This is a genomic window from Galactobacter valiniphilus, from assembly GCF_003575975.1.
Lineage (GTDB): Bacteria > Actinomycetota > Actinomycetes > Actinomycetales > Micrococcaceae > Galactobacter > Galactobacter valiniphilus.
Genome location: NZ_QQXK01000001.1, coordinates 109,961 through 133,957 on the forward strand (window position 1 = coordinate 109,961; position 23,997 = coordinate 133,957).

Consider the following 23,997-nt stretch of genomic DNA (forward strand, 5'->3'; position numbering starts at 1 on the left):
GCGGGCATGCGGAGCGTGTTGACCCTGCCCGACGACGGCGCGCGCACCTTTGGTGCGCACGTCGCTGGCCTGCTCGGCGCCCTGGGCGCGGCGCAGCGCGGCACGGGACCGGCCGTGGAGGTCCTCGAGGGCCCCGCGGCCGGGGAGTTCGTGCAGACCTTCCCGCAGGACGCCCCGGCGGGCACTGCGGCGGTCATCCGCACCTCGGGCTCCACGGGCATGCCCAAACGGACGGCCCTCCCCGCCGCCTCGCTCGCCGCCTCAGCCGCCGCGACCCGCGAGCGCCTCGGCGGCGACGGCCACTGGCTCCTCGCCCTGCCGCTGCACTACGTCGCCGGTCTCGCGGTGCTCTCCCGGGCCCTGCTCGGAGACACCCGGGTCGCCGCGTTGGACCTCCGCGAGCGCTTCACCCCGGAGGCCTTCACGGCCGCCACGCGCGTGCTGGCAGACCAGTCGGCGCTGGACGCCGACCTCCTCGAGGAGGCTCCCCGCCCGCTCTACACCTCCCTGGTTCCGACGCAGCTCACGCGCCTCCTCGAGGACGACGCCGCCACAGAGGCCTTGCGCTCCTACGCCGCCGTGCTCGTGGGCGGCGGCCGCACCCCCGACGCGACCCGCGCCCGCGCGCGGGAGGCGGGGATCGCCGTCGTGCTCACCTATGGTTCCGCCGAGACCTGCGGCGGCTGCGTCTACGACGGCGTCCCGCTGCCCGGCGTCACGGCCGAGTCCCTGAACGGACGCCTGCGCCTCGGCGGCGCCATGGTCGCCGGCCCGTACCTCGGCGACCCCGAGCGCTCCGCGGAGCACTTCTCCGAGGAGCACGGCACGCGCTTCTACCTCACGGACGACCTCGGCGAGGTCACGGACGGCGTGCTCTCCGTGAGCGGCCGCGTGGACGACGTCATCAACACGGGCGGCGTGAAGGTCTCGGCGCAGGCCGTGCAGCGCGTCATCGAGGCCCTGCCCGGCGTGCGCGGCGTGCTCGTCATCGGCGTCTCCGACCCCGAATGGGGTCAGCGCGTCGGCCTCGTGCTGGAGGAGGCGCCCGGCACCGGCATCGCAGTGCCCGACGACGCGACGGTCGCCTCCGCGGTCCGCGCCGCCCTGGGTGCCCCGGCCGTGCCGCGCCTCGTATGGCGCCCGGCCGCCCTGCCGCGGCTCGGCAACGGCAAGCCGGATCGCCGCGCGAGCATCAGCGCGCTGGAGGCCCTGGGCCGCGAGGCCTGACACCCACCCCTGAGACGCGGCCCACGCGATTTCACTCGCGCCTGCTTCGGCGCGAGAATGAAGGGTCAGCTTTCCCTGTCTAGGAAGGATCCGCACCCGTGGCCACCCCAGCCCAGTGGATCGCCGGTGCGCGCCTGCGCACCCTCCCCATGGCCGTCGCGCCCGTTGCCGTCGGCGCGGCCGCCGCGTTCGGCGCCTCCGGCCAGCTGCACTGGGTCCGCGCGATCCTGGCGCTGCTCGTCTCGCTGCTGCTGCAGATCGGCGTGAACTACGCCAACGACTACTCGGACGGCATCCGCGGCACCGACGACGAGCGCGTGGGCCCGCTGCGCCTGACCGGCTCGCGCCTGGCCAAGCCCAGCCACGTGAAGGCCGCGTCCTTCCTGTGCTTCGGCGTCGCCGCGCTGGCCGGCCTCGGCCTCGTGCTGCTCTCGGGCTCCTGGCCGCTGCTCATCGTGGGCGTCTGCGCCGTGTTCGCTGCGTGGGGCTACACGGGAGGCAAGCACCCCTACGGCTACCTGGGCCTCGGCGAGGTCTTCGTCTTCCTGTTCTTCGGGCTGGTCGCCACGCTCGGCACCACGGTCACGCAGATCAACACCTTCACCGCCTCGGCCTGGCTCGGCGCCGTCTCCGTGGGCCTGCTCGCCATGGCCCTGCTCATGGCCAACAACATCCGCGACATCCCCACGGACCGCGAGGTCGGCAAGAATACGCTGGCCGTGCGCCTGGGCGATCGCCCCGCTCGCCTGTCCTACGGCGTCATGGTGGTCGTGGCCGGGCTTCTCCCGGCCGTGCTCGCGGTGAGCAACGTCTGGATGCTGCTGCCGGTGCTCGTCTCCGTGGCCGGCCTCGCGCCCGCCCGCACGGTGCTGCGCGCGCAGTCCCCCCAGGAGCTCATCCCGGTCCTGAAGACCACGGGCATCCTGGCCATCGTTTTCGCGGTGCTCTTCGCCGCGGCGGAGGTGCTCGGCCGCCTGGCCTAATCCCTCCCAGCGCAAGCAAAAGCGCCCGACGCCACCACACGGCGTCGGGCGCTTTGCTGTTGTCGCTCGGGGCTCCGCCCCGTCCCCAGCCGCCGCCTCAAGCGGGGTGCTGGACCGGGAACGGTTTGCTGACCGTTCTCGGTCCAGCAAACCGTTGGGGAGGATCAGGCCTCGTCGTCGGCGACGTTGCGCGTGCGGGCGTCGGCCCCCAGGCCGGCCTGTGCGCGGAGCGTGTCCTGGAAGTTGTCCTCGACGTCGGCGTCCAGCTCGGCCTGCGTTGCCTTGTGCTCCTTGGCCGCCTTGCGGGCCTCGACGGCGTTGCCGAACTCGGTCGCGGCGGCGCGGCGCTGGCGGTCCAGCAGCAGGTAGCCCACGGCGAACGCGACGACGGCGCCGACCACGGCGGAGAGGATTGCGCCGATCATGCCCCAACGGCTCCAGCCGAAGAGGAAGTAGACCAGGCAGGCGGCGGCCACGAAGACCACGGTGCGCAGAACGAAGTAGAGGAAGACCTTCACCCATCCAGTCTAGGCGGGACCGGACGCGCCAGCGGACTGCCGGTGGGCTGGCACACAGCCACAGTCCCTAGACTGGTGGGCATGAGATGGCTCCTGACGGGTGTGGTCGTCGCCGCGGCGATCATCCTCTACGCCCTGTTTCACGCGATCATGACCCCCGCACGCTCCGTGCGTGCCCTGCCCAAGGGTGTGTGGATCCTCGCGATCCTGCTCCTGCCGGTGGTCGGTGCCGGCCTGTGGTTCTGGCTCGGCGCACCCCGCCGCGCGCCCGGCGGCCCCACGCGCCCCGTGCAGCGAGGCCTGGGGCCAGACGACGATCCCGAGTTCCTGCGCCGCATCGAGACCCAGCGCCGCCAGAAGGCGCGCGAGGAGAAGCTCAACGCCAAGGAGTCCGAGCTCAAGGCCCGCGAGGAGCGCCTCAAGAAGGAGGCGGAGTCCAAGCCCGAGCAGGAGGGCGAAGGCGAAGACCCGAAGCCAAGCGATTCCACCGAAACCGACACGACCCCGGGTGGGGCGCCCCAGCAGTAGCCTTTCCGCCCGCACGACGCACCGAGGGCCCGGTGGCCTCCCCTTTGAGGGAGGCCACCGGGCCCTTTCACTGCTAGCGCGCGGTCAGCGACGTTTGAACCACCGCTTCCAGACGCTCGGGGGCTCGATGGGGTGCTCCGGCCACGGGTGCGCCAGCATCAATCCCTCGACCTCCTCCATGGCCGCGTCATATTCGGCGGCGTCGAAGGTCAGCGTCGCCGGGAACCAGCCCACTGGATCAAGGTCGTCAGCCGGTGAGTGGGCCTCTTTGCACTCCTCCGGGTCATCCCCGGGCTCGAGCTCGTCCCTCCAGCGCGTCATGTTGATGGCCCAATGCGGCCGTTCCCAAAGCACCACGGATCCTTCACGCCGCATCCACACCGCAAACGAGCCGCACTGCAGATCGGCACAGAAGCTACACACGGACAGCTCCAGCTCGCCCGGCTCCAGCTCGTCGTTGGCCCGCACCGAGGCATCCCTGTACCCGGCCAGCCACTGTCTCGCGAACGTTTCCACGTGTTTGTGGCTGAAGGGGCTTTCCGCCGCCTTGGGTGCGGAGTTCGACCACGGCTCCCGTCCCGGGGCGATGGTGTCGACCAGGGCCACGCCATCCACCAGCAGGTGCACGACACGGTCCGGCTCGCTCCACACGGCGGCAATCCTGTTCACGGAGGACGTCATGCCTTCATCATGCCGCCCCACCCGCCGTCGGGCCTTGCCGGCCTGAACCAACACAGCGGCCCCGCCCCTCAACGAGGGGCGGGGCCGCGTGGCGCTGCGATCGATCAGACGCCGGCGTAGGAGTGGTAGCCGGGGAAGATGATGTTCACGGCGGTGAAGTTGAAGACCACGCAGGCGTAGCCAACGATGCTCAGCCAGGCCGAGCGGTTGCCCGTCCAGCCGCGCGTGGCGCGGGCGTGCAGGTAGCCGGCGTAGAGGACCCAGATGATGAAGGACCAGACTTCCTTCACGTCCCAGCCCCAGTAGCGGCCCCACGCTGCCTCGGCCCAGACGGCGCCGAGGATCACGGTGATGGTCCACAGCACGAACGCGAGGGCGTTAATGCGGTAGGCGGCGTTCTCGAGCGAGGTCGCGGAGGGGACCAGGCGCATCCACGGCAGCTTGTCCTCGCCGCCGGCGGCCAGGACCTTCTGGCGGCGGCTCTGGATGAGCTGCAGCACGGCCATGGCAAACGTCAGGGTGAAGAGCGCCGAGGCGATGACGGCGAGGGAGACGTGGATGATGAGCCACGGCGACTGCAGCGCGGGCTGCAGCGGCTGCACCGGCGTGGGGAAGCCCATGGTCGCTGCGCACATCATGATCACCACGAGGCCGGCCACGAAAACGCCCATGAAGCGGATGTCCCTGAAGATCAGCGCCACGAGGAAGACGGCGGCGACGATGAACGCGCCAGTGGTCATGAACTCGTACATATTGCCCCACGGCACGCGACCGGCGGCGATGGAGCGGGTGACCACGGCGGCCAGGTGAACGGCCGCGGCCAGGATCATGATGGCGATCGCCACGCGGGCGCCGCCGCGGCGCGGGGCGCTGCGGTCGTAGGCCATGGTGTCGTCCACCAGCTGGCCGTCCACCTCGGCGTTTTCGTGGCGCGTGCGCACGGCACCCGCGCCGACGCCGATGAGCTGCTTGGACTCCTCGGCCTTCAGGGAGGCCTCGAGCTCACGCACGGTGTTCGACGAGCGCACGAGGTCCAGCGCCCACAGAATCAGGGCAACGGCGTACACCATGGCCGCCAGGAGCATGAGCAGCTCAGACAGGGAGCCCAGCTCGAGGTTGACCTCTTTGGCGCCGATCGCGGGGAGAATTCCCATGTTTCCTCAGCTTCAATCGCGCAGCGTGCGCTGCGTGGTGGTGATGGTCGAGGTGACCTCGACCTGGGTGAGCCCCGGGAATTCCTTCTTCAGGATGTCCCGCAGGGCCTTGGCCTCCGCGGCAAGCCGCGGGTCTTCGCCGCGCGCGAGCAGGCCGTACTCAATCATACGCCCGCCACCCTCGGTTCCCGACGTGTTGTCGGCAAGCTTGAACCACACGCGGCGGCGCGGAACGAAGAGGGAGATCGCGAGGCCAAGCACGGCAAGCACCGCGAAGGTGCCGACCCAGGCCTTGCCCGGATCGCGGTGGATCTCGATGCCGATGTAGCGCTTCAGGCCATCGAAGGAGATGGTGCCCTTGCCGTCCGGCAGCTCGTAGGTGTGCGTCTTCTCGGAGTTGCCGAGCACGATGCCACCCACGTCCAGCTTGCGGTTGTTGAGCTCCTTGAGCTTCTTGGTGTCCAGCACGTACACGTTCTGCGGCGTGCCATCGTCCAGGCCCAGATCGCCGTAGTAGGAGTTCAGCTGCAGCGTGGGCTCGTTCGCGTCCGGGTCGGCCGAGTAGGCCACTCCCTGCGCGTTGTACATGGTGGTCGGCAGCAGGAAGCCCTGGAAGGCGAGCTGCTCGCCGTCGGAGGTGTCCGGCACCTTGAGCACCATGAGCGACATGTAGGTACCGTCCTGCGGGACGGCCACGACGGGCCCCTGGTAGGCGACCTTGCCCTTCGAGTCCTTCACCGTGACGACCGGCGCGTAGCCGTTGCCGACGAGGTACACATCGGCACCCGCCACGCGCAGCGGGTGGTTCACCTTGATGGTGTCCTCGCGCACCTCGGAGCCCGGGCCGTCCTTGACCGTGACCTCGGCGGTGTAGTCAACGGGCGTACCGTACTTGCCGTCGGTGCGCTCCTGGCGGTTGAACTCGATGCTGAACTTGTTCAGCTGCACCGAGAACGGGGCCAGCGTCTCCGCGTTGAAACGGTTGCCGGGGCTGAACTGGTCGTAGGAGACGAGGGTGTTGGTGAAGCCCTCGCCCTCCACGAGGATGCGCTGCCCGGAGTAGCCGAACATGCCGCCCACGGCCACGGAGATCAGGACGCCCACGAGCGAGTAGTGGAAGAGCAGATTGCCCCACTCGCGGCTGTAGCCGCGCTCGGCACCCACGGAGGCGCCCACCTTGCCCTGCGCCGCGCGCGACTGCACGCGGTAGCGGCGGGTCTTCAGGATCTTGTTAAGTCGCTTGATGACCTCCTCGTCCGAGGGGGCATCCGCCGGCAGCGCCAGCGCACCGGACTCGGGCAGGCGGTTGAACCGCGCCGGCGTGCGCGCCGGCGGGCGCTTGCTGGCCTGCCAGTGCTGCTTGGTGCGCGGCATGACACAACCGACGAGCGAGATGAAGAGCAGCAGGTAGATCGCGGAGAACCAGGCCGACGTGAACACGTCGAAGAACTGCATCTTGTCCAGGACGTTGCCCCAGAACGGGTTGTCCTTCAGGTACTGGACCACCTTCTCAGGGCTCTGCGAGCGCTGCGGAAACAGCGAGCCTGGCACGGCGGCCACGGCAAGCAAGAGCAGCAGGAAGAGCGCGGTCTTCATGGTGGTCAGCTGGGTCCACGCCCAGCGCACCATGCCCCAGAAGCCCAAGGCGGGCACGGCGACGTCGTTCTTTGCCGCCTTCTTGCTCGCCTTGGCGGCCTTGGCCGCCTTGCCTTCCGTGCCCGACGGCGCGGCGGAACCTTCGCCGGGCGCGCCGGCCTCGGTGCCGTCCCCGGCGCCGGGGAGCTCGGGATCCTTCAACGAATCAGACATCAGAGCGGGAACACCACCGAATTCTGGAACCAGTTCTGCAGGGAAGACATCCAGGTCCCCCACAGGCCCGTGGCCATGAGCAGGCCGAGGACGATGAGAATGATGCCACCCGTGCGCATGATCGCGAGCTGGTGGCGGCGCAGGAAGCCCAGCGCCTTGCTGGCCTTGCCGAAGGCGAGGGCCACGAGGACAAACGGGACGCCGAGGCCCAGGCAGTACACGAGCGCGAGCAGCGCGCCGCGCGCGCCGTCCGCGCCGGCGCTGTAGCCGAGCGAGAGCACGGCGGCGAGCGTGGGGCCCATGCACGGGGCCCAGCCCAGGCCGAAGGTGATGCCGAGGACCGGCGCACCCCAGAGACCGGCGGGCGGGCGCTTGTGGATCTTGCGCTCGCGCTGGAAGAAGGAGAAGCCGCCCATGAAGACGATGCCCATCACGATGATGACCACGCCGAGCAACTGCTGCACCCACGGGTAGTTGTTGCGCGAGATGTGCGCGCCGAGGCTCTGTAACACGAAGCCGAAGAGCACGAACACGGCAGAGAAGCCCAGCACGAACAGCCCGATGCCGGCGACCATGCGGCCGCGGCGGCGCTCGGCCAGGTCCGCGCCGGCCAGGCCCGAGACGTAGCCGAGGTAGCCGGGCACGAGCGGAAGCACGCACGGGGAGAGGAAGGAGATCAGGCCGGCCAGCGCGGCGATCGGGATCGCCAGGAGCAGGGGGCCGCTCAGCACCGCCTCGGCGGCGTCGTTGGCGGAGGGCACGACGGCGGGGAGGGCGGCTCCCAGCCCGGCGGCCAGCACGGTGGGGCTCACTTGGTGCCGGTGAGCGCGGTCTTGATGAGGGCGCGCAGGGTGCCCTCCTCCGCGACGCCGAGCACGCGCGCCGTGATGCGGCGCTCGGAGTCAAGCACCAGGGTGGTGGGCACGGCCTGCGGCGGCACGTACTGCGTCAGGGAGAGCAGGACGCCGCCGTCCAGGTCGCGGATGGAGGGGTAGGTCAGGCCGAAGGTGGTGTCGAACGCCTCCGCCGCGGCCTTCTCGTCGCGGATGTTGACGCCGATGAACTCGACGCCCTGGCTCTTGAACTCCTCGGAGAGCTTCTTGAGCGTGGGGGCCTCGGTGCGGCACGGCGCGCACGCGGCGTACCAGAAGTTCAGGACGGTGACCTTGTTCGTGAGCTTCGAGGCGTCGATGGTCTCGCCGTCGAAGGTCTTGGCGGAGAACTCGACGGGGGCCGAGCGGTCGTCGCCCGCGTACTCGGCCACGGTGCCGTCGCCGGCGATGTAGCCCTTGCCCGAGCCGTCCTTGGCCTGCTTGCCGAGGTCCGTGCTCTCCGTGGAGCAGGAGGCAAGGCCCAGCGTGCCGAGTCCTGCGGCCGCGAGGCCCAGGAGGGCGCGGCGGCTCGTGGTGCGGTTGGATGCGGGGTTCACGCTCATGCTCCGGGGATGTTGACGGTGCCCGGCAGCAGGCTGGCCGCCGGTTCGGTGTAGTTCAGCTCGCTGAGGCGGCCGTCGGTGAAGGTGAAGGACGTGACCGAGGCGAGCGTGCACTCGCGGCGGAACGCGTTCAGGCCGAGCGAGCGACCCTCGGAGGCCACGCGGGTGACCCAGATGGGCAGCTGGTGGCTCACGATGACGACCTCGGCGCCGTCACCCGCCTCAGCGAGCGCCGTCTCGCGGTGATCCTTCACCGCGCCGGCCACACGGGTGACCTGATCGGCGTAGGGCTCGCCCCAGCTGGGGCGCAGCGGATTGCGCAGCAGCGGCCAGCGCTTGGGGTTGCGCAGGCGCACGGCGATCTTGTCCAAGCCCTCGAGGCGCGAGAAGGCCTCGATGACGCGCGGCTCCTCGATCACCTCGAGGCCGAGGGCCTCGGCGATGGGGGCGGCGGTTTCCTGGGCCCGCTGCAGCGGGGAGGCGGCCAGGCGGACCACGCGGTGACCCTCCTGCGCGCGCTGCGCAAAGTGCTCCGCGACCATGGTGGCCATCGCGTGGCCCTTCTCGGAGAGGCCAAAGTGCGGGAGCCGGCCGTACAGCACGCCCCCGGGATTGAAGACCTCGCCATGGCGGACAAGGTGGACGGTCGCGACAGACATGTCGACATTCTCTCAAAGAGCGGGGCCACGACCGAACCGGGACCCCGGGTGCTAGCTGTGAGCTTGCGACTAATTCACGTGGAGGTCACCGGCTCGTGGAAAAGATTCGGCAGGCTTTTTGCGTCGACACACTGGACAAGCTTGAATCTTCATGTTTATAGTTGACGCATCAACCAGCGGCTCAGGCCGATTGACTTCTCCGAGAGGAACCCTCATGACCGCCCTCCCCACGAACCTCACCCCCGGCACCTGGACCATTGACCCGGCCCACACCCTCGTTGGTTTCTCCGTGCGTCACGCCGGCATCTCCAAGGTCCGCGGCCGCTTCGGCGAGGTCGAGGGCGTGCTCAACGTGGGCGAGACCGTCGAGGACTCCTCGCTGACCGTCGAGATCAAGACCGCCTCCATCGACACCCGCAACCAGGGCCGCGACGACCACCTGCGCTCGGGCGACTTCTTCCAGGCGGACGAGTTCCCCACCATGAAGTTCGTCTCCCTGACCGCCACCGGTTCCGGCGAGGACTGGGTCATGAAGGGCGAGCTGACCATCAAGGACGTCACCCGCGAGGTGGAGCTTGAGGTCGAGTACAACGGCGTCGCCACCGATCCCTTCGGCGCCCACCGCGCCGGCTTCTCCGCCGAGACCACCATCTCCCGCAAGGAGTGGGGCCTGACCTGGAACGCCGCGCTGGAGACCGGCGGCGTCCTCGTGGCCGACAAGATCAAGCTCGAGCTCGAGGCCGAGTTCGTCCGCGGCTGATCCCGCAGCGCAAACCGTGCGCACCAGTGTCGAGGGGCGCCCACCGCTAGTGCGCGGTGGGCGCCCCTCGCGCATTCCGGACGGCGTTTGGCCAGCGCATTGCCGGGCCGTGGCCCTACGATGGAGGCACGCGTGGGGAGCGTCGTCTCCCGGCAACACCTTCTAGGAGGCAGCATGTATCCCCAGCCCGGACCCTATGGCTCCCCCTCCGGTTCGCCGTTCGGACCTGTCCCTCCCCTGCCCGGCGAACGCCCGCCGGCCATGCAGCACGTGCGGTGGGTGCAGTTTGCCGCCGCGGCGATCGTGGCGATCCAGGGCATCCTGGGCCTCGTCTTCTCCGCCGATGCCGGCCGCAACGGCCCGTACCTCTCCACCGCCGCCACGGGTCAGCTCATCGGCACGGTGATCCAGGTGGGCCTCATCATCACCGTGGCCATCCAGAGCCACCAGGGCATCAACGCGTGGCGGATCGTCGGCACCATCTGCGCCGGCATCACCGTCATCACCGCGCTCTTCTCCCTGACCGGCTCGTCCATGTTCTTCGGCGTGCGCCTCTACCGCGGCGCCGACAGCTACGCCGTGGTCCAAATGCTGCTCTCCGGCCTCCTTGCCGCCGCCGCCATCACCGCCATCGTCATGTGGTGGACGCGCGACGTGAACCGCTGGTTCGACGGCTGGACCCGCGTGCGCCGCTACGCCGCCGCCACCGGCATCCCCGTTCCTCCCGTTCGCTGACGCCACCGCCGCCAAGAAGTCCCAGGAGACCCGCCATGAGCACACCCCCCACCGACCCCACGCCCGGCCAGGATCCGCAACAGCCCTCCGGCGAGGAGCCGCCGCGCTACGGTGTCCGCCTGCCCGGCTACGGCCAGAACGCCGCCCCGCAGGGCTCCGCTCCGGTCCCCGAGAACAACGAACGCCCCGGGTGGGACGCCTCGCCGCACGCAGCGCCCGGTGCCGCCGGCACCCCCGGCACCCCCGGCGCGCAGCCGGGCGGCTACGGCCAGGTCCCGCCGGCCCCGCAGTATGGCCAGCCCGCGCAGGGCGGCTTCACGCTGCCCCCGGCCCCCGCTGATCCCTACGCGCAGGGCATCCCGGTGCAGCCCTCCGGCGTCTACGGCAACTACCAGCAGCCCGGCTTCGGCGCCCCCGCCGGCCAGATGCCCCCGCGCCCCTCCACGGCGCGCTGGGCGAGCCTGCTCCTGGCGATCGGCGCCGTGGCGTACCTGATCACGGCCGCCATCCAGATGATGACCATCGACGCCGCGACGCTGCGCGAGGCGGCGCTTGCCGCCGTCCCGGCGGAGATGCAGAGCCAGTACGAGAGCATCTTCACCGAGGAGATGATCAACTCCACGAAGGTCACGGCCGTGGTTCTCATCGCGATCATCTCCGCGCTGGCCGGGCTCGTCGCCTGGCTCACGTACCGCGGCCAGAACGCCTGGCGCATCGTGGGCACCGTCTGCGGCGCCGTCGCCGTGCTCGGCAATATCACCGGCGGCCCCATCGGCCTGCTCTTCGCGGCCCTCGCCGTGGCGATCATCGTGCTGTGGTGGATGCGTCCCTCGAGCCAGTGGTTCGGCGCGATCTCTCAGGCCAAGCGCCAGGGGCAGCGCTTCTGAGCTCGAGCGCCGAGCGCGCCTGACGTCAGCAACGGCGGCGGGCCGGGGAGAGATCCCCGGCCCGCCGCCGTCGTTCATGCGTGGGGCCGTGCCGACCCGGCGCCCCGGGCCGCCCGCCCGGGGCCGCCCGCCCGGGGCCGCCCGCCCGGGGCCGCCAAACCCGCCCGGGAGAGCTTCACCACCCAGCGCCCGACGGCGCGGCACGCGCCTCAGGCGCGTCGCTCCCCCAGCCCCGGCCCGGCCTGGTGCGCCAAGAGCTGCAGCTCCGTGGAGAGGTCGACGCGGTTCACGTGCACGCCCGGCGGCGCGGAAACGGCCACGGGCGCGAAGCTGAGGATGGAGGCCACGCCGGCGGCCGCCACGCGGTCCACGAGGGCCTGCGCGGCCGGGCCGGGCACCGTGAGCACGGCGAGCGTCACGCCGCGCTCCTTGACGATGTCCTCGAGCGCGGCGGCGTCCTCGACGAGGCGCTCACCGGTCTGTGTGCCGACCACCTCGGGCGAGGCGTCGAGCACGGCGACGACCTCGAAGCCGCGGGTCGTGAAGCCCGCGTAGCCGGAGAGCGCGCGGCCCAGGTGGCCGGCGCCCACGATCGCGACGCGCCAGGGCTGGGTCAGCCCGAGCGCCGTCTCCAGAACGGGGCGCAGGGTCTCGATCTTGTAGCCCACGCCGCGGCGGCCGTGGGAGCCGAGCAGGTTCAGGTCCTTGCGCAGCGTGGCCGGCGTGGTGCCGGCGGCCTCGGCGAGGCGCGTGGAGGAGACGGTCTGCACGCCCTCCTGCTCCCACTCGCTGAGGCTGCGTAGGTACAGGGAGATGCGGCGCAGCGTGGCCTCGGGAAGGTGCTTGCTCATGCGGTGAGCAGGCGCTCGAGGCGGGCGGCGTCGATGCGCCAGAAGTCCCGCTGCACGCCGTCGATCATGAGGACCGGGATCTCCTCGGCGTAGCGCGCGGCCAGCTCGGGGTGCTCGCTCACGTCCACGTCCTCCCAGCTGTGCCCCAGGCGGCCCGTGACCTCGCTCAGCACGGCGCGGGCGTCGGCGCACAGGTGGCATCCCGGCTTGGTCAGCAGCTGCACCACGGGGCGCTCGGTCGAGGAAGACGGGGGAAGACTCACGCCGTTCATTCTAGTTCGCCGCGCTGGCCGGGCCCCGTTGCGCCCGACACACTCGCGGAGGATCGCTGGCGCTCCTCGCGCACCCCGCGGCGCCGCGCCGAAAAACAGCGAGGGCCGGGATCCGTGTGGATCCCGGCCCTCGCGAGCGCTCACTTCTTGTTGCGGCGCTGGTGGCGCGTCTTACGAAGCAGCTTGCGGTGCTTCTTCTTGGCCATACGCTTGCGGCGCTTCTTGATGACGGAACCCATGGGTTCTCCTTGTGTAGACGTTCAACTTGCTAATTCGTACCGAGCGCTGCCCATCGCAAAGCGCGCATTTCGGCCACGTTCATCCACCATCGTACCTGCCCCGACTGGCGGGACGTGCATCGGGTGGTAGGCACCTCAGACGGTGCCGGTGCCCCGCATCTCCAGGCGGGCCGAACCGAGGAAGGCCTCAACGGCGGTCTCGGGCACGCGGTAGGAGCGGCCGAACTGCACGGCGGGCAGCTCACCGGAATGCACCAGGCGGTACACGGTCATCTTGGACACGCGCATGACCTCGGCGACCTCGGCCACGGTCATGAACCGGGCGTCGGCGAAGTGGCGGGGTTCCGGCATGGTGCGAACCTCTACTTCCTGATGAAGGAACGAAACACGGGTGATCTCGGGGTTGCCGCTCGTGGACGACCCCGACACGGGTGCGCCTGGGCACACCTGTGACGCCTGGCAGTCTACGGGTCAGATGTGACTCGCGTGAACAATGGTGTTCGGTGTGTCTCAGGGGACGTTCAGCGGCGGCGCCCGAAGCGCTGCTTCGCGAAGCGATCGATGATCTCCTGGGCGCGCTCGGTGACCTGCTCCAGGCTCCTGCCCACGCCGTGCTGGCGGCGGGCCGCCAGCGCCCCGCGCTGCGCCGCGTCGTCGTGCTCTTCTCCCACCTGCCCGACGGCGGCGGAGGGCTCGGCGGGGGCCGGAACAAAGGTGCCGAGCCAGTCGAGCACCTCGCGCAGCCCCTCGGGCTCGAGCGAGTAGAAGCGTCGCTGCCCTTGGGCGCGGATGCTCACGAGGGACGCCTCGCGCAGCACGCGCAGGTGCTTGGAGACGGTGGGCTGGGAGACGTCGAGAGCGTCGACGAGGTCGCCGACGGCGTACTCGCCCTCGGCCAGATGCGTCAGCAGCTGGCGTCGGGTGGGGTCGGCGATGACGTGATACAGATCGGAGGGCACGGACGGCATGGTATCCGGCGCAGCGGGGGGAAGGCTGTGTGCGGCTCTTCCGGCTTCAGTCGAACCAGGGGTCGAGCCCCAGCGCGGGAAAGACCTCCTTGCGGGTGGCCATGATGGCCCGGTCCACCGGATCCCCCGGGTCGTAGCCGACCTCCCACGAACGCCACCACAGCTCCGTGTCGTCGCCCATCGTGGGCGGTGCGTCGAAGCCGTAGCGCTCCTTGACGTACTCGCGGAAGGGCGCCGGCACCGGGGTGCGCAGGGCCAGCGGACGGCCCGCCGCGGCGGCCACCAAGTGTGTCCAGACGCGCGGCACCGTGTGAACGATGTCATAGCCACCGCCGCCCGTGGCGATCCACCGGCCCTCACACAGCTCGCGCGCCAGCTCGGCCACATCGAGGGCGTTCTGGCGCTGCCCGTCCACCGTCAGGCGCAGGTTCGTGAGCTCGTCGCGCTCGTGGCCGTCGCAGCCGTGCTGGGACACGATGATGTCCGGTTCGAAGGCGCGAGCCACGGGCACCACGACTGAATGGAAGGCCCGTAGCCAGCCGTTGTCACGAGTGCCGGCCGGCAGCGCCACGTTGACCGCCGAGTTGGGGGCGACCGCACCGCCGGTCTCGTTGGGGAAGCCCGTTCCGGGGAAGAGCGAGCGGCCCGACTCGTGCAGGGAGATCGTCATGACGCGCGGCTCGTCCCAGAAGATCGCCTGCGTCCCGTCGCCGTGGTGCGCGTCGAGGTCCAGGTACAGGACGCGCTGCGCGCCCTGGTCCAGGAGCCGCGCGATGGCGCCCGCCGCGTCGTTGTAGATGCAGAAGCCGCCGGCCTTGGCCCTGGCCGCGTGATGCATGCCGCCGCCGAAGTTCACGGCCGGCACGCCCTGGTCCTCCAGGATCGCCTCCGCCGCCACGATCGAGCCGCCGAAGAGGCGCGCGCTGGCCTCGTGCAGCTCGGGGAAGATCGGGTCGTCCTCCGTGCCGAGGCCCAGATCCGGGCTCGACTCGCCGTCGGGTCCGGAGGCGCGCTTGACAGCCTCGACGTAGCCCGCCGAGTGCACGGTCCGCAGCTGATCGTCCTCGGCGACATACGGGGCCAGGACGCGGCTCGGCGTGCGCCCCAGCACGTCGAGGTCGCGGATCAGCCTGGCCGTCAGGCCCAGGCGCTCAGGGTTCATAGGATGCCGGTCGCTGAAGCGATACGACGCCATCGCGTCGTCGTACACCAAGGTCACCCCAGCCGGCGGTGTGCTGCTCATCACGTGGCCAGGCTAGCGCAGGGCGCGGGGGGTGGTTGAATGGGCGCTGGCCGCACGGTGCGGCCAGCGCCGTCGCCGCCCGGGACGCGGCCCGGCGCACGGTCAGTCTTCAGGAGCACCACGCATGACTTCCATCGCGCCTGCGGGGGACCCGGAGGAGGGCAACGCCCTCACGCGGGCCGGCGCGCGGGTGCGCGAGTACGTGGACCGGCTCGCCGCCAGCTCCCCCTCCCGCCTGGCCCTCGGCGTGTTCGTGGTCGGCATCGCGTTCTTCACGCTCCTGCTCGCGACCCCCATCTCCTCCGCCACGGGCGAGTGGACCTCGCTCCACGACGCCATGTTCACCGCCGTCTCGGCGGTCTGCGTGACGGGCCTGACGGTGGTCTCCACGGCCACGCACTGGTCCTTCTTCGGGCAGCTCGTCATGATCATCGCCGTGTTCGTGGGCGGCTTGGGCATCCTCACGCTCGCCTCGGTGCTCTCCCTCGCCGTCACCAAACGCCTCGGCGTGCGCGGCAAGCTGCTGGCCCAGCAGTCGATGAACACGGCGGCGTCCGGCAAGCTCGGCGAGGTCGGCTCGCTCCTGCGCATCGTCATCACGACCTCCGTGATCATCCAGGGCATCCTCGCCCTCTGGCTCACGATCCGCTTCTGGACCTACGGCGAGGGCCTCTGGCTGGGGCTCTGGCACGGCATCTTCTACTCCATCTCCGCGTACAACAACGCCGGCTTCACGCCGCACTCTGACGGCCTGGTCCCCTACGAGACCGACGCCCTGCTGCTCTTCCCGCTCATGATCGGGATGTTCATCGGCTCGCTCGGCTTCCCCGTCATCATGGTGCTGCTCAAGTACCGCTTCCACACGCGCAAGTGGAACCTGCACACCAAGCTCACGCTCGTCACCTCCGGGCTCCTGGTGGTCGGCGGCACGCTCGCGTGGGGCCTGTCGGAGTGGAACAACAACGCGACGATCGGGCAGATGAGCGTGGGTGACAAGCTCCTGCACTCGCTCTTTGCTTCGGTCATGACCCGCTCCGGCGGCTTCAACCTCGTGGAGATGGACGACCTCCACCCGGCCACCATGGTCTTCACCGACGCGCTCATGTTTGCCGGCGGCGGCTCGGCTTCCACGGCCGGCGGCATCAAGGTCACCACGATCGCCGTGATGTTCCTGGCCATCCTGGCCGAGGCCCGCGGCACGCCGCAGGTGCAGGCCTTCGGGCGCCGCATCCCCGAGTCCACGATGCGCGTGGCCATCTCCGTCCTGGCCATGGGCGCGAGCCTCGTCATGGTCGGCACCATCGCCCTGCTGGCCAGCTACCCGAGCGCCACCCTGGATCACGCCGTCTTCGAGTCCATCTCCGCCTTCGCCACGGTTGGCCTCTCCACCGGCCTCTCCGGCGAACTGCCGCCCGCCGGCAAGTACGTGCTCATCGGACTCATGTTCATGGGCCGCGTCGGCACCATCACCTTTGCCACGGCCCTGGCCATGCGCCACCGCCGCCAGCTGTACCAATTCCCGGAAGAGAGGCCCATCATTGGCTGAGCCACGTCAGGACCACAATGCTCCAGTGCTCGTGATCGGGCTGGGCCGCTTCGGCTCCGCCGTGGCCGAGCAGCTCGTCAAGCAGGGCCGCGAGGTGCTCGCGATCGAGCGCAGCCCCGAGCTCGTGCAGAAGTGGGGCGACACGCTCACGCACGTCGTCGAGTCGGATGCCACGAACCTCGACGCGTTGCGCCAGCTCGGCGCGCAGGACTTCTCCGCCGCGGTGGTGGGCGTCGGCACGTCCATCGAGTCGAGCGTGCTCATCACGGTGAACCTCGTTGACCTGGGGATCGAGCACATCTGGGCCAAGGCCATCACCCCGGCGCACGGCAAGATCCTCTCGCGCATCGGCGCGAACCACGTGATCTACCCCGAGGCCGACGCCGGCGTCCGCACTGCCCACCTCGTGGGCGGGCGCATGCTCGACTTCATCGAGTTCGACGACGGCTTCGCGATCGTCAAGATGTACCCGCCCAAGGAGACGCAGGGCTTCACCCTCGCCGAGGCGCACATCCGCGAGAAGTACGGCGTCACGGTGGTTGGCGTGAAGTCGCCTGGCGAGGACTTCACGTACGCCCAGCCGAGCACCATGGTCACGCACCGCGATGTGCTCATCGTGGCCGGGCACACCGAGCTGCTCGAGCGCTTCGCCGCGCGTCCGTAGTCCACACGTAGTCACTGCGCCGGCCCGGTGCCTGGGAGGGCCGGGGCCGGGGCCGCGCTTTCGGCACCCGGGCCGGCCCCGCGCCGTCGGCCACCCCTGAAGCTTGCTTTGAGGCGCGTTCCGCGCTGTGAGGCGGGGTTTTCCCGCCTCAAAGCGGCTTTCGCGCCTCAAAAGGCGCGGTCCCAATGCACGACGGCGGGCGACCGGCGTGGGTGCCGGGCGCCCACCGCTGCGGTGGTTTGGCTCAGGCGAGCTCGATGCTCAGCTGGGTCGCACGATCGGTGGCTGCCTTCTCGCCCTCGGCGATGGCCTCGCGGACGCCGCGGGCGTCGAACACGGCGATGGCGCGTTCCGTGGTGCCGTTGGGGCTCGTGACGGCTCGGCGCAGGGCCGCGGGATCCACGCCCTCCTGCTCCAGCATGCGGCCGGCACCGGCGACGGTCGCGGCGGCCAGCTTCACGGCCAGCTCGCGGTCCAGGCCGAGGGCCACGCCGCCGTCGGCCATGGCCTCGGCGAGGTAGAACGCGTAGGCCGGGCCCGATCCGGAGACGGCCGAGACAGCGTCGATCTGCGCCTCCGGGACCTCGAAGACCTGCCCGGAGGCCCCGAACACGGCGGTGGCGCTGGCCACGGCGGCGTCATCGGCCGACGAGCCGCGGGACAGGCCCACGGCGCCCGCGCCGACCTGCAGCGGCGTGTTCGGCATGGTGCGCACCACCGGCTGCCCGGCGGGGAGGGCAGCCTCGAGCGTCGCCAGCGTGATCGCGGCGGCCACGGAGAGCACCACGGTGTCCGGGCGCAGCTGCGGGGCGATCTGGCGGGCCAGCTCGGCGATGCCCACGGGCTTCACGCCCAGCACCACGACGTCGGCGCCCTCGACGGCCCAGGCGTTTGCGGAGGCGTCCTCCCCCGCGGCCTTCGCCTCGACGCCCGTCTCGGTGCTCAGGGCGGTGGCGGAGGCCCCGGAGCGGGTCGTGGCGCGCAGCGACGAGGCCGGGTGGCCGGCGGCCAGGAGGCCGCGCAGGATGGCGCCGTTCATGTTGCCGGTGCCGAGGAAGGCGATCGTGTCAGTCATGCCGCCAGTCTTCCACCGGTGGCACCCGGGCCGCCACGCGGTGTGGGGCAGGTGACGCTCGGCGGCACGGGACGCGCCCCGGGGGGCGACGGGGCGGCGTCGGGCAGCTGACCCCCGCGGCACGGGACGAGCGCCGGGAAGTAACGGCCCGACGTCGGGCGCTGGGTCCCGGGCACACCGCGCCGCGGGCGGCCGCGGGCTTTGAGGCCGGTTTGGCGCTTTGAGGCGCGAATCTCACGCTTCAAAGCGCCAAACGCGCCTCAATCCTGATCGGCGGCGGGGCGCTGCAGGTGCGTGCGCGCGAACTCGAGGGTCTCGCCGAGCACGCGCTCGAGCTCGCCCGGCACCTTGCGGTAGCGGCGCGTGGAGACCTCGGCGGCCACGCCGCCCGTGAAGCCGGAAGCGGCGAGGAACTGCAGCGTCTCGGCGACGGGCTGCGTGCCGCGGCCGGGCGGCAGGTGCTCGTCCGTGCCGGAATCGTTGCCGTCCGTGAGGTGCACGTGCGTGAGCCGCTCCCCCAGGGCCTGGACGGCCTCGAGCGAGTTCACCCGCCCGATCGCCGCGTGGGAGAAGTCCCACGTGACGTACTCGTAGTCCATGGGCACCGGGTCCCAGTGCGGCAGGTACATCTCGCGGCCGTTGCCGGAGGTGCGCCAGCGGTACATGTTCTCCACCGCGATCTTCACGCCGTACGTCTCATTGGCGCGACGCACGCCCTCCTCGAAGCCGGAGGCGTACTTGCCCTGCCAGCGGAAGGGCGGGTGCACCACCACGACGTCGCAGCCCAGCTCGTGGGCCAGCAGCGCCGAGCGCTGGATCTTGGTCCACGCGCCGCCCCACACCTGTTGGGTCAGCAGCAGCGTGGGCGCGTGGATGGCCGTGACCGGGATGCCGAAGCGCTGCACGAGGGCGTGGAGCTGGTCGCCGTCGCGGGAGAGCGAGTTGCCGGTGACCATGACCTCCACGCCGTCGTAGCCCAGATCCTTGGCCACGGCGAAGGCGTGATCGGGGCCCAGCGGGTACACGGAGGAGGTGGACAGGGCGACCGGGATGGGGCCGAGCGGCTCCTGCGGCGGGTCCAGGCGGGCGTTCACAGCGCGGCGCCCGGCACGCGGTTGACCTCGCGCGAGAGCAGCTCAACGGAGCCGACGCCCACGTAGGCGTCGCCGACCACGTCGTGATCGCGCATGAGCCGGTCGAAGCGATGCAGGATGAGACCCTCACGCACGGCCCAGGGGCAGATGCGCAGCTCGTCCACGTCGAGGGCCTCCATGGCCGTCTCGGCGACGATGGCGCCGGCCAGGAGCTGCGGCGCGCGGATGGGCGAGACGCCGGGCAGGGAGGCGCGTTCGTCGAAACTCAGGACCTCGAGCCGACGGGACCACAGCTGCAGGTCACCCCGGCGCAGCAGGCGCTCCACGTAGGGACCCTGGCCGCTCGGCGCGGCGCCGGCCACACGCGCGAGCGAGCGGAAGGTCTTGGACGTCGCCGCCACGAGGTCCGGCTTGGGCTGGGCCTTGAGGGCGCGCACGGGGGCCGCGAGCGTCTCGCTCACGTACTCGCGCAGCGCCGCCACGGAGCTGGGGCGCGGCGGGTCGCCCGGCAACCGGTCCTTCGTCAGGCGGGCGGCACCGAGCGGCACCGAGACCGCCGCGGCGGGGAACTCGTCGCGGCCCGTGGCCATCTCGAAGGAGCCGCCGCCGATGTCCAGCACGGTGAGGTCGCGGGTGTCCCAGCCGAACCAGCGGCGCGCGGCGAAGTACGTCATCGCCGCCTCCTGCTCGCCCGTGAGCTCCTCGAGCGTGACGCCAGTGGTCGCCTCGACCTCGTTGATGACGGCCGGGCCGTTCGTGGCGCCGCGCAGGGCCGAGGTGCAGAAGGCCAGGAGGTCCTGGACCTTGTGCCGCCCGGCAAACGCCACGGCCTCCGTGACGAAGGAGAGCAGCTCGCGGCGCCCGCGCGCGTTCACCGCCCCCGACTCGTCGAGGAAGCGCACGAGCGAGAGCGGTCGCTTGTGCGAGGCGAACGCCACGGGGCGCGCGCCCGGATAGGCCTCCACGAGCAAGAGATGCACCGTGTTCGAGCCGATGTCGAGGACCCCAAGCCTCATGCCGCATCCCCCTGGGCGGTCGTATCCGGACGCACGCGCGCGGACCTACTTCTTCTTGGCGGCCGGCTTCTTCGCCGGCGCCTTCTTGGCCGTGGTGGCGCGGGCCGCCGGCTTCTTCGCCGGGGCCTTGGCGCGCTTCTCCGCCAGCAGCTCGATGGCCTTCTCCGTGGTCAGCTCCTCGAGCGAGGTGCCACGGGGAATGGTCACATTGGTGGTGCCGTCGGTGATGTACTCGCCGAAGCGGCCCTCCTTGGCCACGATCGGCTTGCCCGTGGTCGGGTCCTCACCGAACTCGGCCAGCGGCGGCTTGGCGTTGCCGCGGCCGCGCTGTTTGGGCTGGGCGTAGATGGCGCGCGCCTGCTCCTCGGTGACCGTGAACAGCTCGTCCTCGGAGGTCAGGGAGCGGTAGTCGCCGCCCTTCTTCAGGTACGGGCCGAAGCGGCCGTTGGCGGCCGTGATCTCGGTTCCGTCGGCGTCCGTGCCCACCACACGCGGCAGCGAGAGCAGACGCAGGGCCTCCTCGAACGTCACCGTGTTCGGGTCCATGCCCTTGAACAGGCTGGCCGTGCGGGGCTTCTCCTTGGCCGGCTTCTTCTTGGGCTTCGGGTTGCCGTTCTTGTAGTACTCCGTGGGCAGCGAGTCCAGGTAGGCCTGGAGCTGCTCCTCGGTCATCTCGGGGATGACCTCGGTGACGTACGGGCCGAAGCGGCCGTCCTTCGCCACGATCGTGCGCCCGTTGACGGGGTCCTTGCCCAGTTCACGGTCGCCCGGGACGGCGGCGTCCATGAGCTCGCGGGCCTTGGCGGCCGTGAGTTCGTCCGGGGCCAGGTCCTCCGGGACGTTGGCGCGCTTGGGCTCGGTGCCCTCCGGGGCGTCGCTGGGCAGCGCCTCCTCCAGGTACGGGCCAAACTTGCCGACGCGCAGGGTGATGTCATCGGCCACGGGGATCGAGTTGATGGCGCGGGCGTCGATCTCGCCGAGGTCCTCGACGGTGGCCTTGAGGCCCTCCGCGTCCCCCTCGCCGAAGTAGAAGTTCTGCAGCCACGCCTGGCGGGAGCGGCGGCCGGCCGCGATCTCGTCCAGGTCGTCCTCGAGGCGGGCCGTGAAGTCGTAGTCCACGTACTGGCCGAAGTGCTCCTCGAGCAGGCGAATCACGGAGAAGGCGATCCACGAGGGCACGAGGGCCCCGCCGCGCTTGGTGACGTAGCCGCGGTCCATGATCGTGGAGATCGTGGGCGCGTACGTCGACGGGCGGCCGATCTCGCGCTTCTCCAGCTCGGCCACGATGGAGGCCTCGGTGTAGCGCGGGGGCGGCGTGGTCTCGTGGCCGGCGGCCTCGATGTCACGGCCCGTGAGGGGCGCACCCTCGACGAGCTGCGGCAGGCGACGCTCTTCGTCGTCCCCCTTGCCCGTCTCCGTCTCGGCGGAGTCGGTGCTCTCCTCGTACGCGGCGAGGAAGCCGCGGAAGGTGATGACGGTGCCGGAGGCGACGAACTCGGCCACGCGGCCGTCCCCGGCCGTGCCGGCCAGGCGCACCGTGGCGGTGGAGCCCTTGGCATCGGCCATCTGGGAGGCGACGGTGCGCTTCCAGATCAGCTCGTAGAGGCGGTACTCATCGGCGCCGAGCTGCGAGCGCACCTGGGCGGGCGTGCGGAAGGCGTCGCCGGCCGGGCGGATGGCCTCGTGGGCCTCCTGCGCCGAATCGTTGCGGCCCTTGTAGACGCGCGGGCTGCCCGGCACGTACTCCGCGCCGTAGAGCTCGGTGATCTGCTTGCGCGCCGCGGTGACCGCCTCGTCCGAGAGGTGCACCGAGTCGGTACGCATGTAGGTGATGTAGCCGTTTTCGTAGAGGCGCTGGGCCACCTGCATGGCGACGCGCGCGCTCCAGCGCAGCTTGCGGCTGGCCTCCTGCTGCAGCGTGGAGGTCGTGAACGGCGCGGCAGGGCGGCGCGTGTACGGCTTGGACTCGACCGAGGTCACGTTGAAGGCGGCGCCCTCGAGGGAGGCCACGAGAGAGGTGGCGGCGGCCTCGTCCAGGTGAACGGCGCCAGCCTTGGCGGCGGCCGGGCGCAGGGCGCCGCGGTCGTCGAAGTCGCGGCCGCTGGCCACGCGCGAGCCGTTGAGGGTGTTCAGGCGGGCGCGGAAGGACTCGCCGGAGCCGGCCACGAACTCGCCGGACAGATCCCAGTACGAGGCCGAGCGGAACGCCATGCGCTCGCGTTCGCGCTCCACCACCAGGCGGGTCGCGACGGACTGCACGCGGCCAGCGGACAGGCCGCGGCCCACCTTGCGCCACAGCACGGGGGAGATCTCGTAGCCGTAGAGGCGGTCAAGGATGCGGCGGGTTTCCTGCGCATCCACGAGATCCATGTCCAGTTCGCGGAGATTGTTGAGGCCGCGTTGCACGCCCTCCTTGGTGATCTCCGTGAAGGTCATGCGGTGCACCGGCACCTTGGGCTTCAGGACCTCCAGCAGGTGCCACGAGATGGCTTCGCCCTCGCGGTCCGCATCGGTTGCGAGGTAGAGCTCGTCGGCGTCTTTCAGCTCGCGCTTCAGATCCGCCACGCGCTTCTTCTTGTCCGGGTAGACGACGTAATACGGCTCGAAGCCGTGGTCAACGTCCACCGCGAACTTGCCGACGGGCGACTTCTTCAGCTCGGCGGGAAGCTCGGAGGGCTGCGGAAGATCACGAATGTGACCCACGGAAGCGTCCACCACAAAGCCCTCGCCGAGGTACTTGGCGATGGACTTGCTCTTGGCAGGAGACTCCACGATCACGAGCTTCTTACCGGTGGGTTCCTTGGCCTTGGCGGGCACAGCACTCCTTCATGTCTGGCGCGCGGCGACCGGATGAGGCGCCGCAGACAGAGCTAACCCTAACGCCCGCCGAGGACCAGGGTTGCCCTTCCGGGCGAGCTAACGTGCCCCGGACGGGCGGCTCGACACTGTGAGGGGAACCCGGCGAGCCCGTTCAGACCTCCGGCGGGTCCTCGGTCACGGCGGAGCTCCCCGCCTGGTGACCGCGGTCCGGGAAGGCGGAGAGCAGGTAGTGAACGCGACGTGCGTCGGCCTGCCCGTCCTCGACCTCGGCCGAGCGCAGCTCGAACTCACGCACTAGGTCGAAGATCCGCTCCATGAACTCCTCCTCCGCCTCGCTGTCGAGCACCATGGAACCCTGGGCCTTGTACGGATGTTCCGGGCCCGGCTCGCCGGTGGCGCGCACCTGGCTGCGGAAGTCGATTTCCGACGCCAGCAGCTCGCGGTACTGGCTCAGCTGCATGTCCGTGTAGGCCATGATGCCCGCTTGCGAGCCGCCGAGCGGCTGGATCACGAGCTGCTCACCGGTGGCCTTCCACCGCCGCTCGCGAGCGTCCCCGGCGGATGCCGCGCGCTCCACGAGCCCGAAGCGCTCGAGGGCGCGCAGGTGATAACTCATGGCGCTCGGCGTCAGATTGGAGCGGGAGGCCAGTTCGGTGGCGGTGCGGGAGCGTCCGGAGGAGAAGAGCTCGTCCAGGGCCTCCATCCGGGCCTGGTGCGCGAGGGCGCGCACGGCCTGCGGATCGGAAATCACCACGCGACGCGGCTCGGAGGGTCGCTCCGGTCGGACGCGGTGCTTGGCCGCTCGCACGTCAGGATCCAGGGTGGTCATGCCC

At 70.7% G+C, this 23,997-nt stretch carries 26 protein-coding genes; 8 read left to right on the plus strand and 18 right to left on the minus strand.

Translation table 11 applies throughout. The features are described from left to right. The first annotated feature begins 6 nt into the window (after positions 1-6). Both DWB68_RS00545 and DWB68_RS00550 read left to right on the plus strand, forming a co-directional pair. A complete protein-coding gene (locus DWB68_RS00545) occupies positions 7-1,227 on the plus strand; it encodes an AMP-binding protein (protein ID WP_119423183.1) in 1,221 nt (406 codons plus the stop codon). Between the two features lie 98 nt (positions 1,228-1,325). Then, positions 1,326-2,210 carry a 1,4-dihydroxy-2-naphthoate polyprenyltransferase gene (locus DWB68_RS00550; protein ID WP_119423184.1) on the plus strand — a complete coding sequence of 295 codons (885 nt, stop codon included), beginning with the start codon at positions 1,326-1,328 and terminating at the stop codon, positions 2,208-2,210. A gap of 164 nt (positions 2,211-2,374) precedes the next feature. Here the strand turns inward: DWB68_RS00550 and DWB68_RS00555 are convergent, their stop codons facing one another. Beyond that, positions 2,375-2,728 carry a DUF4229 domain-containing protein gene (locus DWB68_RS00555; protein WP_119423185.1) on the minus strand — a complete coding sequence of 118 codons (354 nt, stop codon included), beginning with the start codon at positions 2,726-2,728 and terminating at the stop codon, positions 2,375-2,377. An 81-nt stretch (positions 2,729-2,809) separates the two neighbouring features. On the opposite strand from DWB68_RS00555, the gene DWB68_RS00560 reads away from it, so the two are divergent. After that, entirely contained in the window at positions 2,810-3,256 is a 447-nt protein-coding gene (locus tag DWB68_RS00560; protein ID WP_233548526.1) for a PLD nuclease N-terminal domain-containing protein, read from the plus strand. Between the two features lie 84 nt (positions 3,257-3,340). Here DWB68_RS00560 and DWB68_RS00565 read toward each other — a convergent pair whose 3' ends face one another. From DWB68_RS00565 to DWB68_RS00590, 6 genes are read right to left on the minus strand one after another with little or no spacing between them, the layout of a single operon-like run. Next, on the minus strand, positions 3,341-3,991 hold the full coding sequence (locus DWB68_RS00565) for a hypothetical protein (RefSeq protein WP_147391534.1): 651 nt from the start codon (positions 3,989-3,991) through the stop codon (positions 3,341-3,343). Between the two features lie 50 nt (positions 3,992-4,041). Continuing rightward, on the minus strand, positions 4,042-5,091 hold the full coding sequence (ccsB, locus tag DWB68_RS00570) for a c-type cytochrome biogenesis protein CcsB (RefSeq protein WP_119423188.1): 1,050 nt from the start codon (positions 5,089-5,091) through the stop codon (positions 4,042-4,044). Positions 5,092-5,103: 12 nt separating this feature from the next. After that, positions 5,104-6,900 (minus strand): cytochrome c biogenesis protein ResB, encoded by a 1,797-nt coding sequence (gene resB, locus DWB68_RS00575; protein ID WP_233548527.1) that lies wholly within the window; start codon positions 6,898-6,900, stop codon positions 5,104-5,106. After that, the gene (locus DWB68_RS00580; protein ID WP_119423266.1) at positions 6,900-7,661 is read right to left on the minus strand and encodes a cytochrome c biogenesis CcdA family protein; all 762 of its coding nucleotides are present in this window, start codon (positions 7,659-7,661) and stop codon (positions 6,900-6,902) included. Before DWB68_RS00580 ends, resB begins: the two co-directional genes overlap by 1 nt. Positions 7,662-7,708: 47 nt before the next feature. Then, positions 7,709-8,335: a TlpA family protein disulfide reductase gene (locus tag DWB68_RS00585; RefSeq protein ID WP_119423189.1), complete on the minus strand. Its 627-nt coding sequence runs from the start codon at positions 8,333-8,335 to the stop codon at positions 7,709-7,711. After that, positions 8,332-8,994 (minus strand): histidine phosphatase family protein, encoded by a 663-nt coding sequence (locus DWB68_RS00590; protein ID WP_119423190.1) that lies wholly within the window; start codon positions 8,992-8,994, stop codon positions 8,332-8,334. The genes DWB68_RS00585 and DWB68_RS00590 overlap by 4 nt, the downstream gene beginning before the upstream one ends. Before the next feature lie 214 nt (positions 8,995-9,208). On the opposite strand from DWB68_RS00590, the gene DWB68_RS00595 reads away from it, so the two are divergent. The 3 genes from DWB68_RS00595 to DWB68_RS00605 all read left to right on the plus strand — a co-directional run bounded on the left by DWB68_RS00595 (position 9,209) and on the right by DWB68_RS00605 (position 11,376). After that, positions 9,209-9,754 carry a YceI family protein gene (locus DWB68_RS00595; RefSeq protein ID WP_119423191.1) on the plus strand — a complete coding sequence of 182 codons (546 nt, stop codon included), beginning with the start codon at positions 9,209-9,211 and terminating at the stop codon, positions 9,752-9,754. A gap of 174 nt (positions 9,755-9,928) precedes the next feature. Continuing rightward, the gene (locus DWB68_RS00600; protein WP_119423192.1) at positions 9,929-10,489 is read left to right on the plus strand and encodes a hypothetical protein; all 561 of its coding nucleotides are present in this window, start codon (positions 9,929-9,931) and stop codon (positions 10,487-10,489) included. A gap of 35 nt (positions 10,490-10,524) precedes the next feature. Continuing rightward, entirely contained in the window at positions 10,525-11,376 is an 852-nt protein-coding gene (locus DWB68_RS00605) for a hypothetical protein (protein WP_119423193.1), read from the plus strand. A gap of 209 nt (positions 11,377-11,585) precedes the next feature. Here the strand turns inward: DWB68_RS00605 and DWB68_RS00610 are convergent, their stop codons facing one another. From DWB68_RS00610 to DWB68_RS00635, 6 genes are all read right to left on the minus strand, one after another. Further along, positions 11,586-12,227, minus strand: a complete 642-nt coding sequence (locus DWB68_RS00610) for a redox-sensing transcriptional repressor Rex (protein WP_119423194.1) — start codon at positions 12,225-12,227, stop codon at positions 11,586-11,588. Further along, complete coding sequence (locus DWB68_RS00615; protein ID WP_119423195.1) at positions 12,224-12,499, minus strand: glutaredoxin family protein; 276 nt, start codon at positions 12,497-12,499, stop codon at positions 12,224-12,226. Before DWB68_RS00615 ends, DWB68_RS00610 begins: the two co-directional genes overlap by 4 nt. Before the next feature lie 140 nt (positions 12,500-12,639). Next, positions 12,640-12,738 (minus strand): 30S ribosomal protein bS22, encoded by a 99-nt coding sequence (locus tag DWB68_RS00620; protein ID WP_003792170.1) that lies wholly within the window; start codon positions 12,736-12,738, stop codon positions 12,640-12,642. A gap of 135 nt (positions 12,739-12,873) precedes the next feature. Continuing rightward, the gene (locus DWB68_RS00625) at positions 12,874-13,089 is read right to left on the minus strand and encodes a helix-turn-helix domain-containing protein (protein ID WP_119423196.1); all 216 of its coding nucleotides are present in this window, start codon (positions 13,087-13,089) and stop codon (positions 12,874-12,876) included. Between the two features lie 170 nt (positions 13,090-13,259). Continuing rightward, complete coding sequence (locus DWB68_RS00630) at positions 13,260-13,706, minus strand: ArsR/SmtB family transcription factor (RefSeq protein ID WP_119423197.1); 447 nt, start codon at positions 13,704-13,706, stop codon at positions 13,260-13,262. A 46-nt stretch (positions 13,707-13,752) separates the two neighbouring features. Next, positions 13,753-14,949 (minus strand): acetoin utilization protein AcuC, encoded by a 1,197-nt coding sequence (locus tag DWB68_RS00635; RefSeq protein WP_233548530.1) that lies wholly within the window; start codon positions 14,947-14,949, stop codon positions 13,753-13,755. Positions 14,950-15,073: 124 nt separating this feature from the next. Here DWB68_RS00635 and DWB68_RS00640 point away from each other — a divergent pair, with 124 nt between their 5' ends. Both DWB68_RS00640 and DWB68_RS00645 read left to right on the plus strand, forming a co-directional pair. Then, complete coding sequence (locus DWB68_RS00640) at positions 15,074-16,495, plus strand: TrkH family potassium uptake protein (RefSeq protein ID WP_119423198.1); 1,422 nt, start codon at positions 15,074-15,076, stop codon at positions 16,493-16,495. A gap of 25 nt (positions 16,496-16,520) precedes the next feature. After that, positions 16,521-17,159 (plus strand): potassium channel family protein, encoded by a 639-nt coding sequence (locus DWB68_RS00645; protein ID WP_119423199.1) that lies wholly within the window; start codon positions 16,521-16,523, stop codon positions 17,157-17,159. A gap of 244 nt (positions 17,160-17,403) precedes the next feature. Here the strand turns inward: DWB68_RS00645 and proC are convergent, their stop codons facing one another. The 5 genes from proC to DWB68_RS00670 form a co-directional block, all read right to left on the minus strand. Further along, a complete protein-coding gene (proC, locus tag DWB68_RS00650) occupies positions 17,404-18,234 on the minus strand; it encodes a pyrroline-5-carboxylate reductase (RefSeq protein WP_119423200.1) in 831 nt (276 codons plus the stop codon). Between the two features lie 260 nt (positions 18,235-18,494). Beyond that, a complete protein-coding gene (locus DWB68_RS00655; RefSeq protein WP_233548531.1) occupies positions 18,495-19,328 on the minus strand; it encodes a sugar phosphate isomerase/epimerase family protein in 834 nt (277 codons plus the stop codon). After that, on the minus strand, positions 19,325-20,344 hold the full coding sequence (locus DWB68_RS00660) for a Ppx/GppA phosphatase family protein (RefSeq protein ID WP_119423201.1): 1,020 nt from the start codon (positions 20,342-20,344) through the stop codon (positions 19,325-19,327). Before DWB68_RS00660 ends, DWB68_RS00655 begins: the two co-directional genes overlap by 4 nt. A 45-nt stretch (positions 20,345-20,389) precedes the next feature. Beyond that, positions 20,390-23,161: a type I DNA topoisomerase gene (topA, locus tag DWB68_RS00665; protein WP_119423202.1), complete on the minus strand. Its 2,772-nt coding sequence runs from the start codon at positions 23,159-23,161 to the stop codon at positions 20,390-20,392. Positions 23,162-23,315: 154 nt separating this feature from the next. Further along, positions 23,316-23,993: a winged helix-turn-helix domain-containing protein gene (locus DWB68_RS00670; protein ID WP_119423203.1), complete on the minus strand. Its 678-nt coding sequence runs from the start codon at positions 23,991-23,993 to the stop codon at positions 23,316-23,318. Positions 23,994-23,997: the final 4 nt, after the last annotated feature.